Source organism: Vibrio iocasae (assembly GCF_042245395.1).
Lineage (GTDB): Bacteria > Pseudomonadota > Gammaproteobacteria > Enterobacterales > Vibrionaceae > Vibrio > Vibrio iocasae.
Window position 1 is genome coordinate 553,116 of sequence record NZ_CP145311.1, and the last position, 13,013, is coordinate 566,128.

The 13,013-nt window shown below is 43.8% G+C and carries 13 protein-coding genes; 6 read left to right on the top strand and 7 right to left on the bottom strand.

Features of this window, described 5'->3' with window-relative positions; translation table 11 throughout:
* Positions 1–4 precede the first annotated feature (4 nt).
* Positions 5–1,003, bottom strand: a complete 999-nt coding sequence (locus tag SNR28_RS12185) for a succinylglutamate desuccinylase/aspartoacylase family protein (protein ID WP_375752733.1) — start codon at positions 1,001–1,003, stop codon at positions 5–7.
* 91 nt (positions 1,004–1,094) lie between these two features.
* On the opposite strand from SNR28_RS12185, the gene SNR28_RS12190 reads away from it, so the two are divergent.
* The 3 genes from SNR28_RS12190 to SNR28_RS12200 all read left to right on the top strand — a co-directional run bounded on the left by SNR28_RS12190 (position 1,095) and on the right by SNR28_RS12200 (position 5,061).
* A complete protein-coding gene (locus SNR28_RS12190; RefSeq protein WP_375752734.1) occupies positions 1,095–1,514 on the top strand; it encodes a GNAT family N-acetyltransferase in 420 nt (139 codons plus the stop codon).
* Positions 1,515–1,677: 163 nt separating this feature from the next.
* Positions 1,678–4,137 (top strand): bacteriohemerythrin, encoded by a 2,460-nt coding sequence (locus tag SNR28_RS12195; protein WP_375752735.1) that lies wholly within the window; start codon positions 1,678–1,680, stop codon positions 4,135–4,137.
* A gap of 153 nt (positions 4,138–4,290) precedes the next feature.
* A complete protein-coding gene (locus tag SNR28_RS12200) occupies positions 4,291–5,061 on the top strand; it encodes a hypothetical protein (RefSeq protein WP_375752736.1) in 771 nt (256 codons plus the stop codon).
* Positions 5,062–5,133: 72 nt separating this feature from the next.
* Here SNR28_RS12200 and SNR28_RS12205 read toward each other — a convergent pair whose 3' ends face one another.
* The 3 genes from SNR28_RS12205 to SNR28_RS12215 are packed head-to-tail and all read right to left on the bottom strand — an operon-like array spanning position 5,134 to position 7,953.
* Positions 5,134–5,523 (bottom strand): GtrA family protein, encoded by a 390-nt coding sequence (locus SNR28_RS12205; RefSeq protein ID WP_375752737.1) that lies wholly within the window; start codon positions 5,521–5,523, stop codon positions 5,134–5,136.
* A complete protein-coding gene (locus SNR28_RS12210; protein WP_375752738.1) occupies positions 5,510–6,931 on the bottom strand; it encodes an ArnT family glycosyltransferase in 1,422 nt (473 codons plus the stop codon). Before SNR28_RS12210 ends, SNR28_RS12205 begins: the two co-directional genes overlap by 14 nt.
* Positions 6,928–7,953 (bottom strand): glycosyltransferase family 2 protein, encoded by a 1,026-nt coding sequence (locus SNR28_RS12215; RefSeq protein WP_375752739.1) that lies wholly within the window; start codon positions 7,951–7,953, stop codon positions 6,928–6,930. The genes SNR28_RS12210 and SNR28_RS12215 overlap by 4 nt, the downstream gene beginning before the upstream one ends.
* Before the next feature lie 124 nt (positions 7,954–8,077).
* Here SNR28_RS12215 and SNR28_RS12220 point away from each other — a divergent pair, with 124 nt between their 5' ends.
* The 3 genes from SNR28_RS12220 (at position 8,078) to SNR28_RS12230 (ending at position 10,604) form a co-directional block, all read left to right on the top strand.
* Positions 8,078–8,755, top strand: a complete 678-nt coding sequence (locus tag SNR28_RS12220) for a response regulator transcription factor (RefSeq protein ID WP_375752741.1) — start codon at positions 8,078–8,080, stop codon at positions 8,753–8,755.
* Positions 8,752–10,008, top strand: coding sequence for a sensor histidine kinase (locus SNR28_RS12225; protein ID WP_375752743.1), 1,257 nt, complete (start codon positions 8,752–8,754; stop codon positions 10,006–10,008). Before SNR28_RS12220 ends, SNR28_RS12225 begins: the two co-directional genes overlap by 4 nt.
* A 125-nt stretch (positions 10,009–10,133) precedes the next feature.
* Positions 10,134–10,604 (top strand): Dps family protein, encoded by a 471-nt coding sequence (locus tag SNR28_RS12230; RefSeq protein ID WP_375752744.1) that lies wholly within the window; start codon positions 10,134–10,136, stop codon positions 10,602–10,604.
* Positions 10,605–10,683: 79 nt separating this feature from the next.
* Here SNR28_RS12230 and SNR28_RS12235 read toward each other — a convergent pair whose 3' ends face one another.
* The 3 genes from SNR28_RS12235 to yegQ form a co-directional block, all read right to left on the bottom strand.
* Positions 10,684–10,941 carry a YfhL family 4Fe-4S dicluster ferredoxin gene (locus SNR28_RS12235; protein WP_375752745.1) on the bottom strand — a complete coding sequence of 86 codons (258 nt, stop codon included), beginning with the start codon at positions 10,939–10,941 and terminating at the stop codon, positions 10,684–10,686.
* 136 nt (positions 10,942–11,077) lie between these two features.
* Positions 11,078–11,311 (bottom strand): hypothetical protein, encoded by a 234-nt coding sequence (locus SNR28_RS12240; protein ID WP_375752746.1) that lies wholly within the window; start codon positions 11,309–11,311, stop codon positions 11,078–11,080.
* 202 nt (positions 11,312–11,513) lie between these two features.
* Complete coding sequence (gene yegQ / locus SNR28_RS12245) at positions 11,514–12,866, bottom strand: tRNA 5-hydroxyuridine modification protein YegQ (protein ID WP_375752747.1); 1,353 nt, start codon at positions 12,864–12,866, stop codon at positions 11,514–11,516.
* Between the last annotated feature and the right edge of the window lie 147 nt (positions 12,867–13,013).

Consider the following 13,013-nt stretch of genomic DNA (forward strand, 5'->3'; position numbering starts at 1 on the left):
CATTTTAACGTATAAGTCTCACGACTAGTGAGCCAGGAGCACGAACAGACTCAACGTTGTGGCTGATAACCGTGCCATCTTCCGGGGCTTTGTAGATCTCCACTTCATCACCAAAGCTATTATATTGAGTTGCCAATAGCGTTCCTTTAGATACGAAATCCAGCAGTTCAACATGACAAATAACAAAACCACCCTGGTTGGCGCGGACACTGATAATTTCTGAACCCTCTACACACTCAGAGTTTGAAGGTGTCACTGAACCTTCAATCATTTCATAAGACTTAAGGATGTTTAATATCCCCTCGGTAGCACGATTGATCATCGCCAAATCTGTATAGCGACCAATACCTATCTCAATCGTGATTGATGGAATACCCGCACGGTTGTAGACGGTTTCGAGAATGCCCGGATCTCCCGGATCATTTAGGATGACATCTGGATTTATTAATCTCGCCATACGGATGGAGTCGCCTAAACGATAGTCGGCAAATGCGTAAAGAGGGTAAGCGGAACCACTCGTTTGAGAGTGAAGGTCAATCGCTAAATCTGCGTTCGGCTTCAATAAGTTCTCCCACAAGCTATAAGCATAACGGTGTGCATCATCACCCTGGGCTGTTCCGGGAAATACACGGTTTAAGTTAGCAGATGAGCTATCAGGAGCCGCTGAATGGAAATCGCGGCTATGACGTGCAATGCCCGATAAGTTGACGGTAGGCACAATGGTGACAGTACCAGCAAGCTCTTTATCAATGAGCGTTCTGGCTAGTTGCTGAGCTGTTAAGATACCGTTTTGCTCATCACCATGAATACCCGCGGTAATCATCAGTCGCTTACCCGTTTTTTTACCTTTGAACACCCTAACTGCTAATGTTTGAGGATGGCCAATGGCGTCTGTTGCGATTGCGAACCAGAATTTGTGCTCTCCTGCATCCAGTGCGTTAACATCTAACGCCTGAATAGTTGGATACATAGGAACAATGCATTCATTCAAAGATATGGTCATCAACCGCTCCGGTATTTATGGTAATAACTGTCTATGTTATCTGAATTACGGTATTTTAGCTTTCCTGAATTTTATGATGAGTAATAGGAACATGAATATTCACTTCGATTTACACCCTGAGAAAGAAATAGAAGACACTATTCTTAATGGGCTTATTGCATACAACGCGAACCATCTTCCCGATGGTGAGAGGATAAAAATAGCTTGTTATGCACGCAATGAATCGGGAGGGATCATCGGTGGTCTAAAGGGCGAGATTTATACCAATACGTTGTTTATTGCCCACTTTTGGATTGATGAAGAATCCCGGGGTGAAAAGCTTGGTTCTAAGCTGCTAAACAAAGTTGAGTCAGAGGTTAGAGAGAAAGGGGTCACCGATATATATCTGGATACATTCTCTTTTCAGGCCAGAGATTTTTATCTCAAAGTTGGATTTACAGAAGTTGGAAAATATAGCGGTTTCCCAGCGAAAGGAATCGATAAGTACTTCTTTCAAAAGCATATCGGATAGGTGATTTGCAGATCTTTGCAAACTACACCACCATAAACTAATTTTAACTAATCAGAATTAAATAAATAGCATAGACAAGTAGTAAATATTTTGGCTGGGGAAGGTTAAATCGGTAATACAGAACTGTATTGATTGAATCAGCACTTACCTGTGAGGGTTAAGCATGGAACGAATACTCTCTCCCTTAATTTTATTGCTCAACCGTTTTTCATTTCGCATTAAGTTTATGGCGATTGGGGCGATCTTTATTGCCCCATTGCTGGTGACTAACCTAATTTTGTGGTCACAACTCGATTCAAAAATCGCTTTCGCTGAAAAAGAGAGAGTAGGCACAGAATACATTCCAATACTGAGACACTTGGCAGCCAACATGGCGGGTCATAGAGGAACCACGCAGGGGTTGATGAGTGGCGATAATTCCTTCGCTCCCAAAGTTCAAAAACGTAAAGATACAGTCGATGAGTATTTTAAAGAACTCGCACTGGCAGATGATGAGTTAGGGGAGGTATTGGATAGTAAACCTGGTTCACAGGAGATATTGAGAACCTGGCAAAACCTAAAGAGTGCAACCGCCCTTTCTGCTCAGGAAAACTTCTTAGCTCACACCGAAATGATCGCTCTCGTTCTGCAACACATGCAGCATGTGGCTAACCAGTCCAACCTGATTCTAGATCCTGAGCTGGACAGTTATTACCTGATGGACACTGTCGTTAACCTGTTACCTGCGCTGGCGGAAAGCATGGGACAAGTTCGTGGTGCAGGTGCTGGAGCAATCGCTAAAAACGATCTTTCTTTATATCCGACGTTGAAACTCTCTGTGTTGAGTGACAGATTGATAAGCCACTTGGATAGATTGCGGATAGCGCTAGGTACTGCAGAGAAAGAGAACTCGACTCTGATAGCGAGTCTCTCGAAGCCCGGACAGGAAGCGGTAGAAGCCACTCATAAGTTCATAAAGATGACTGAAGAAGAACTGCTTGGCAGTCAGCTTGCTTCTGTCAGCGCAGGTGAATACTTCGAGGCTGGGACCAAAGCCATCGCAGGTTGTTTGGCGTTATACGATATCGTCGTCCCTGAGCTGGATCGCTTGCTGAGTGAACGCATTGCCGAGGATAAAGGTTATATGAATCTGGTTCTATGGATCTTTGTTCTCGTTATTATCCTGATATCGATCATCTTTGTTGCTCTCTATATTGCTCTTGGTCATTCGATCGATCATTTGAGTCATGTCGCCACTCAGTTGGCTGAAGGTGATCTGACTGCGCGCAGTGAATTAAATGTTAAGGATGAGTTTGGCAGAACCAGTATCGCACTAAACCGAATTGCCAATGACTTTGGACGGGCCATGTTCAATATCAAGCACTCTAGTGACAACCTGGATTCGATATGCGGCAACATGTACGAAGCGAATGAGAAGACTTGTGAAGGCGTATTAAAGCAAGAGACTGATATTGATATGGCTGCGACCTCTATCAATCAGATGACTCTGAGTGTGCAGGAGGTGAGCAACAGTACTGTTCAGGCAGCAAAAGCAGCTGAGAGTGCTAAGCAGGCGGCAGGTAATGGATTAGACGTTGTGAACTCAGTCGTTGGTTCAATCGAGACACTCGCTACTGAAGTTGAGAGGGCGGGTGAGGTAGTTATGACGCTAGAGAGTGATAGCAACAATATCACTGCGATTCTGGACGTGATAAGAGGTATTGCTGACCAAACCAACTTACTAGCACTCAATGCAGCGATTGAAGCCGCACGAGCTGGAGAGCATGGACGTGGATTTGCAGTGGTAGCGGATGAAGTTAGAACTTTGGCGCAACGAACTCAGGAATCCACTCATGAAATTCAGGAGATGATAACCAAGTTACAAAGTGGTTCTCAGGATGCAGCAGAAGCAATGAAATTAGGTGTGGAGCAGGCGCATCGAAGTGTAGAGCAGGCGTCCGGGGCAGAGCAGGCTCTTCAAGAGATTGTTGTAGCAGTTGATGTTATCAATAACATGAGTACGCAGATAGCAACAGCGGCAGAGCAACAAGGAACGGTTGCAGAAGAGATAAATCGAAGCATTATTAGTGTAAAGGATGTTGCGGCTCAGACATCACATGACGCCAATATTTCTCGTGAGTCTAGTGGTCGGGTAAGGGCGCTATCTTCAGAAGTACGCTCACTGTCTAATCGTTTTATTGTTGATGAAGGGCAAGTGGAAGCGGGGTGGGTTCCTCCGAAGAAATTGTTTGAATGGGACAGTTCATACTCCGTAGGTATTCAGGAGATAGACAGACAGCACCGTAGTCTGATGACCCTTGCTAATGAGTACCATAGAACTCAGATAACCAAGAGCGCCAGAGGTGCTATTGCACGTGTTATGGAAGGTGTTATTGAGTACACCAAGAGCCATTTCCAATATGAAGAAAGCCTGATGAAAAAATATGGTTATCCCGATTTAGAACCGCACAAAGCGAAACACCGCAAGCTTGAGGCGGAAGCTCAGAGCTTCAAAGACCGATTTGATCGAGGTGAAGATCTTGGTGAAGAGTTTTCTAAGTTCCTCGAAGGTTGGTTACTTAACCATATAAAGAAAGCCGACCAAGAATACTCGGAACATTTAAATAGCCGAGGTGTAAGTTAGAAGTCTCCAGTAGCGCTGATAAGTAACGCTTATCAGCGTTATAACTCCTAGTGTTTAGATCGTATTGATAGATCCGCTTAATATATCGACATCAGACAGAGGATGTCGACGTTGGTATGTGGAATTTCTGGTTCTTAAAAATACGAGTGAAACATGAAAAAATCGATCCTTTCTTTGTCTTTGATTTCTGTAATTGCATTAACGGGTTGTGTAAGCCCAGATGGTACTGATGATCCTAACGCTGCAACTAAACAAGGTGCTGCCGGTGGCGCGTTACTTGGGTTGACTCTAGGAGCATTGACAGGGGATGCTGATCTTGCTGTTAAAGGTGCGATAGCCGGAGGAGTCGCTGGTGGTGTGAGTGGGGCAGCTCACGATATCCAGAACAACCGTGAAAACATCCGCCACGATAGCCGAAATGATGCGATATCTGATATCGGTTCAGGACAAGCTCAGACTCAGACCACAGATACCAACCAGTATTGGGATGAAATCGATCGCTTTATTGGTAATTGGGACGTCTCTATTCGTAATACCACTGACGGAAGTAGTATCAGTGATATCAAAGCGAGCGGCTCACTGACTTCGATTGCAAATGCCAATGTAGCTATTACAACTGACACTGGCCTGGAGTTGGATGCAAACTTCTCTTACTCACAAGGTGAAGGATACCGCTTAGATATTATTAACCAAACTAAACAAGTATCAGTTGGCTTTGCTGGAGAGCAGCTGGATAGTAATCAGCGCTATAGCTTTTATCCAACCAATGTTCAGGATGTGATTTATGAGGGTGTAAATACCTCGGATATTCGCGTTGAACTGAGCTTTGTTGGTTCTCAGGTATGGCGAATTGAATCCTTTGTTTATCAGGATGGCAGTGAGCAGAAATTGCAGGAGTTCAGGTTCACTAAGTCAGAATCATAAAACTTAATACCCTATGAGAACTTAAATCACTGAGCTTAACCTACAAAAACATGTTAGCTCAGTGATTTTCTTTTAACGGCTAAACACCCATCTGTCACTCAAAATAAAGTTGCTTAACATTCCGACCAGTACGCCAGATACCAGAGCTATATAAACCCCAACAGGCTCTGCACTAAGTATTTTTGATACCAGATTAAACACAATAAAGTTAGGCACCGCAGAAATGGTGGCGACAAATAAGAATCTTTGCCACTGGTTTAGCTTTTTAGCCTTGTTTGCACTTTGGAAGGTAAACCAACGATTTCCTAACCAGGTTGCAGTTGCAGCAAACAGAAAGGCGATGATTCGAGCAATCATTAAATCCAATTGAACGACCTGATAACTAAAGTAAAACACAGAAGCATCAACCATAAATCCAAAGCAGCCCACAACCGCAAAGCTTGATATCTTAACCAGGTTCATGCGCAGCCCTGCATCGATACAATACTCGCTTAGACCTGGCAATATAATCGGCCGTACAGTTGAGTCCATTTTCCTCTAATACAGGAGTGACTTCTTTCGCTTTACCAACCAGGTAGTACTTATCCGGCAGATTGATACTAGAGTTCTCAACATCTAGCTTCTTTGCCTGACCGAAGCTGTAAAATTGTGCAGAGAAGGGGCGACTTCCAATGTAGAAGACGGGATCTGAACTTTGAATGTGGTCAAAAATTACACGGTCACTTTTTTCATCGGCTTTACCCAGATTAAGTACCAAAATCGCCAGCATTAGGAGAACGGGAAGTACTGCTGCTGTACCTGATATCCATCTTATGTCCTTATTATTTATCAGCATCGCAATTAAAAGACCTAAAGCCGGAATACCTGGAAGTACGTAGGCTGGCAGGATGTTTCCTGCCATGGTGAAAAGCACCATAGGGGATATAAGCCACAAGAAAAGAAAGCTAGCCAGACTTTTGTTTAAACTGCTTTGCTCTTTAATTATTGAACGTCGTTTCCAGAATAATATAGGCAGAACGAGTGACCAAGGAAGCGCAGACTGTAGCCAGAATAGCCAAATCATACCTCGTGGTTGATCATGCGCTGAACCGTACAGATCGCCTTGCCATCCACTGACAACAAATCGCTTGAAGTGCTCACCCACAATAAAGTAGTCAATGAAACCCGGTGTGGCGAGTTCTGCTAACACATACCAGGGAATGGCAATCATCAGCATCAGGCAAACACCTGACTTAATAGGGAACCGCCCCCAAAACTCTTTGAATGCACCAACAAAACCGTGTTGAAGAACTAACCAGGGAAAGATGGCCAATCCAGCTAACACAATGGCAACGGGTCCTTTGGCAAGCAGCCCACAGGCTAATCCGACAAAAAACAGATATCCCCACAACCGGGACCGATTATTCTGCCCTTCCCAACAGTAGTAGAAACCAATCATAGTCATTGTTGTCGACAAGGTTAGTGCCATATCCGTCATTACAGCCCCTGCCGCAATGGAGAAGATACCGCAGGTTGCCAGAACGATTGATGCAACCAGAGCATTGATTCCAGATTTTTTTGCAAAGAATGCGATCAGAGCAATAGTTACCACGCCAGCTATCCAGTGCGGAAGACGCACAGCAAACTCGCTTATACCCAATAGCTTGATACTTGCTGCACTCATCCAGGTGAATAGCGGTGGTTTTCCCCAGAATGGCACCCCGTAGTCGAACTGAGGTGTTAACCAGTTTCCGGTTTCAGCCATGAGCCTTGCCATCTCACCATAGCGCGCTTCTGTTGTGTCCATTAGCGGGTATGTAGCCAGTGAAATAAGCCTGAGTAGCAACGCAAAACCTAGTAGCAACCAAAGGTGATTTTTGTTGATACTCATGCGGTGCTTCCTAGTTTAACCTTGCGCTTTTTAGCGGGTTGGTTGTGAATGGATTTGATCAGATAGAGTGGCCTTTGCTTAGTTTCAGTAAAGATTCGCCCAACGTACTCGCCGAGTAGTCCGATGCAAAGAAGCTGAATGCCTCCAAGTGTTAGTTGGACTACCATGGATGATGGATAGCCAGTAACGGGCTCACCGAAGAACAGGGTTTTGGTTACGATGACCATTCCATAAATAAATGCAGATAGAGCGGTGATGCTTCCTAATACTGTTGCTATTCGAAGAGGGCGAATAGAGAAAGAGGTAATGCCATCCATTGCTAGTCCAACTAGCTTTAAGTAGTTCCACTTTGTATCGCCACAAAAGCGGGCATCTCGTTCAAACTGCAATGTGGTTTGAGAAAATCCAGGCCATGAGAAGATGCCCTTCATGTATCGGTTTCGTTCTGGCAGTCGATTGATATGATCGACCACTTGTCGGCTTAACAGCCTGAAATCACCTACATTTTCTGGTATATCAAGCTTGGCTAACTTATTAAGTAGTTTATAGAAACAACGGGCGGAGAACTGCTTAAACCAGCTTTCTCCTTCTCGGCTGGCTCGTTGCATATTTACAACGTCATAGCCTTCCTGCCATTTCTCGATCATTTCGGGGATCAGCTCTGGAGGGTCCTGTAGATCAGCATCTATCAGTATCACGGCTTCGCCATTGCTATGCTGTAAACCTGCACTCATGGCACACTCTTTACCGAAATTCCGGCTGAGTGAAACACAGTGAATTTGGCTGCTGGTGGCCTTGAATGATTGTACGATACTGGCGCTCTTATCTGTGCTGCCATCATCGACATACACAATTTCCGATTGAACTGCCAGCCCATCCAAAACAGCTACTAAGCGCTGGTGAAATTCAGGTAAGACATCCTGCTCATTCAAAAAAGGAACAATCACAGATAGTTCAGCAGCAGGCTCTGTTTCACGAGCTATAGTAAGTGGACCAATTTGGTGCAATAAGGGTGCATTCATCTTTCATTTCCCTGCAAATTTGACAGATAGAATGTAACTGGCCTTGTGTGAATGAGTTGTCGTCGACATATTTTTCACATAAAAAAGACGATCATATCAGTGGGTTTCTGGAAGGTAGTTTGAGATGAAGAAAGTTCTGTTAGTTGAAGATAACCGCGAGATTGCGGGTATGTTGTTTGACTATTTTGAGTGTATGGGGATGGAACTGGATTATGCCGACAATGGCGAACTGGGACTCAAACTGGCGATGGAAAATGAGTTCGATATCGTTCTTCTCGATCTGATGCTTCCCAGAATGGATGGGCTAACTGTCTGTAATAAACTCAGAGAAGCGGGAAACAGTACTCCGGTACTGATGTTAACGGCTTTAGACAGCAGAGAAGATCAGCTTAAAGGCTTTAAGCATGGTGCAGATGACTATCTCACCAAACCTTTTGATCTGGAAATTCTATCTGCGCGAATGGATGCACTGCTTAGGCGCTATAAAGGGGCCGTAGCCAACACTAAGCTGACGTTTGGTGAAGTGACTATAGATCAGATCAGCAGGCGAGCTTACCGACAAGATAAGCTACTGGCCCTCAATCCAACAACCTACACTATTCTGGAAATGTTGGTTATTAAAGCCCCTGAAGTGGTAACCCGTAAGCAAATCGCGACAAAGCTTTGGAGTGAAGAGGAGCCAAACAATGATGTATTGCGCAGCCACATCTATCAGTTGCGAACTCAATTAGATAAACCTTTTGAATCTTCGATATTAACTACGATTCCTAAAGTCGGTTTTCGGCTGGAGAGGTCGTTATGATTAATCAACTGTTTTCCAGCACTCGCAGCTTAACCGGAAGACTGGCCGCTTTCTTTCTCCTGCTCTCTGTTTCCGTAGGTCTGTTTTGCTATGCAATCTTTATTGTCGCTTTAGTCTGGTCTGAAGACAGAGTTGGTGAACGAAGAATTTTGCTGGATCGGGACATTGCTGTTGAGCGCTTTATTGCTGGAGAAAAGGGCCCCATCGACGTAGATCTTCTGACTGTTGCATACAACGATCTTTCCGATGTTCCGGGAGTATTTGATAAGTACCTAGTCGGTAATAAACATTTTTTGGGAGAGACTGACGAAGAGCCTATCTCTCACATGCTCTACTTAGGGGAGTATACTCACAACGGTAAAACTTACCCGATAGTTCTTTCTACAGAAATAGATCGTATTGAATTTACTTCTGAAGAGATGATGTTACCCATTGTTGCTGTGCTGGCAATGGTGTCAGTACTGATGTTCTCTTTCGGTACACTGCTTTATAAGTTATCCCAGAAACTGATTGAGCCAATCAATTCGCTGACATCCCAACTTGAAGAGCATCGGGGAGAAATAGGAAAGGCCTTTGAAGTCCCGGAAAACGCAGCGATTGAGTTTGTTACTCTCACTAAGGAACTAAACCATTATCGCTCAGAAATAAAATCCGTTATTCAACGTGAGCAAGCATTTGCCCGCTACGCCAGTCATGAGCTAAGAACTCCACTAACAGTGATGCAAGGATCAACCAACTTGTTGGCAAGAGGGGAGAAAAGTGAATTTCAGGCTCGACAAGTAGGACGTATTGCAGAAGCGACTTATCAGATGCGAACTATGGTTGATGCACTGCTCAGTCTGGTTCGGTATGAAAGAAGCAAAGATGATACACCCGACAGAAAAGTGAGCAGAGAGGAGCTAGAGAAGATAGTAGCTCAAAATTCTGCTCAGGCATCGGATAAGCAGCTGGCGTTTGACATCCATGTAACGGGTTTTCCTTCGATACCAGCCAGCGAAGCAGTAATGAATATGCTTGTTGGCAACCTTATCAGAAATGCTATCGCGGCTACTCCACAGGGAATGATTCGTATCGAAATGACGGATAAAAACTTACTGGTGATAGATGAGGGAGAGGGCTTACAAGCTATTCCTAGTGAAGATGGTCATGGAATGGGACTCTTAATAGTCGAGCATTTGTGCCAGAGGTTTTCATGGAGATTCTCACTGCAAAACCATTCTGATGGAGGTTGCGTCGCGGCAATATTTTTTTAATAGTAATTAGCTATTGAATCTATAAGTTTAATCGTTTTTATCTTTTTTGTAACTCCGAGTATTCTTAACCCATACAAGAGATTAAGAAGCAAAATAAACAATTTAAAGAATACTTCGGAGGATTTATGGAAAAGAATATCATCGGACTCGACAAAGCACAGACTCTAGAACTGACCGATAAGCTAAATACTCTTCTGGCTGACTATCAGGTTCTTTACATGAACGTTCGTGGTTATCACTGGAATATAAAAGGTCGTGATTTTTATGAATTACACGCAAAGTTTGAAGAAATTTATAACGACCTGATCGTGAAGGTTGATGAAATTGCAGAACGTATTCTGACTTTGGAGTCGACACCGGTACACGGTTACTCAAAGTACCTGGAGGTTTCTGAAATTAGCGAAGCACTGGATGTGACAAATGGTGCTGTGGCTATTGAGCAGATTTTGGACGCTTATAGAGCTCTTTTGGTTAAACAGCGCAACATTCTTTCAATGGCTTCGGAGCTGGGTGATGAGGGGACGGTTTCACTTCTTAGTGATTACATCAGCCAGCAGGAAAAAGAAACTTGGATGATGAACGCTTATCTTCAGTAAATTGCAACGCCAATAATACATGCCTTTTTGCCTCACATTGTTTGTGAGGCTTTTTTAATTCAGGCATTGGTAATATTGGTTATTTGTCTAACCCCTGAATAATCACAAATTTTTCCAACAATTCTTCTTCTGTTTCTATGTTGTCCGGGTCGGTGATAATACACTTGGTAATTGGGCAAACAGATTGACAGGTCGGGGCTTCATAATGGCCTTTGCATTCCGTGCATAGTAGTGGGTCGATCTCATAGATCTCATCACCCATTGAGATAGCACTATTCGGGCATTCCGGTTCGCACATATCACAATTGATACAACTGGCTTGGATTAGCAGCGCCATCGGTAACTCTCTCTATATAGACTGTGTGTGTTTGGATAAACACGGAAAATTTAATGGGCGCGAAGTGTAGCACAAGTGAAGCAATAATCACCAGTTTCTGGGAATAGAAACTGGTGACTATAGGGGGATATGAAAACTAAGCAGCAACCTTCGTTGACGTTGACCAGCAATATATGTCGTGCTCACTCACGTCATCACTGATGCATGAGATGCTTGGTAGTAGCTCTAGAGATTGTTGAGAGTTGAACACATAGTCAGTAACTATTGACCAGCCCAGAACAACACATGCTCCACCATTATTATTAATATACCCGGCAATTTGACCGGCACACGACTCGCTATAGGTCTCGATTTTGTAGATATCGCTCATGAGAGAATCCACCTATATGTCAGTTTACATAAAAAAAGTACCAGTAGTTTTGCTACTGATACTTTTATTGTATGCATTTCTGGTGCCACTGCAATACGGTTACATCACACTCTTGGAGTTGTTACACTAAGTTACAGTATTTAGTGCTTATTACCTGTTTTTAGGAAACATTTAGTTGCAAATAGTGTTGTAATCGTTTGCATTAAACAGGGTTTCGGGTGTTTTTGCCGTCATTTAAATTACGCATTAGCAAACCATATTGCAAATCCATGTCTTCTGGGACAGGAATAAACACAAAGTGACCATTGCCTTTTGCGTCTTCAATTGACTCTGATTTGCGGTTTTCCATCGTATCTAAAGTAAAGATAACATTGCCTTGCGGGGTCATCAGCTCAAGGCTATCACCTACCACAAACTTGTTTTTAACCTCTACTTCCGCAAGATTGCCGCGACGTTTACCTGTGAACTCACCAACAAACTGCTGGGAATCTGACACTGAGTAGCCATAGTCATAGTTTTGATAAGCGTCATGAGTATGACGGCGAAGGAAACCTTCGGTATAGCCACGGTGAGCAAGGCTTTCAAGCGTACCCATCAGGCTTTCATCAAATGGCTTGCCGGCAACAGCATCGTCAATTGCTTTACGGTAAACTTGTGCCGTTCTAGCACAGTAATAGAAAGACTTGGTTCGGCCTTCAATCTTAAGCGAGTGGACACCCATCTTAGTTAAGCGCTCAACATGCTGAACTGCACGAAGATCTTTAGAGTTCATGATGTAGGTACCATGCTCATCTTCAAAAGCGGCCATTTTTTCTTCAGGACGATGGCTTTCTGAAAGCAGAACTACTTCATCCGTTGGTTTGCCAAGGCCAATAGTGTTGTCTGGGCGTTCTTCTGCTTCCTGAATCTCTACGATCTGACCTGCATCATTTTGCTCAGCGCCTTCCACTTTGTATTCCCAACGGCATGCGTTGGTGCAAGTACCCTGGTTTGGATCTCGTTTGTTTATGTATCCAGAAAGCAGGCAACGACCAGAGTAAGCCATACATAGTGCACCGTGAACGAAGATTTCGATTTCGGTTTTCGGGCACTTTTCACGAATTTCTTCGATCTCTTCCAGAGATAACTCGCGTGAAAGAATCACACGTTCAACACCTTGGGTTTCCCAGAACTTAACGGTAGCCCAGTTAACTGCGTTTGCCTGTACTGACAGGTGAATTGGCATTTCCGGGAAGGCTTCACGAACCATCATGATAAGACCTGGGTCAGACATAATTAATGCGTCTGGGCCCATATCGACAACGGGTTTAAGATCACGGATAAAGGTTTTCAGCTTAGAGTTGTGAGGCTGAATATTACATACAACATAAAGCTTTTTGCCTTGTGCATGTGCTTCATCAATACCGATCTTTAGGTTTTCGTGGTTAAACTCGTTGTTACGTACACGAAGGCTGTAACGAGGTTGTCCGGCGTATACTGCGTCAGCACCATAAGCGAATGCGTAGCGCATATTCTTAAGGCTACCCGCAGGGGATAGTAATTCTGGTTTAAACATTGCTTTATCTCTAGTCTGATATCAAGTCAGAATTACGCTACCTGATAGCGTAATTGGGAGCGCGAATTTTACGCGAAAAGAAGGTTGTTGGATAGAGGGAAATTTAAAGCCTAATCACCACTAAATGTGTGGTAATCAGGCTTTAGT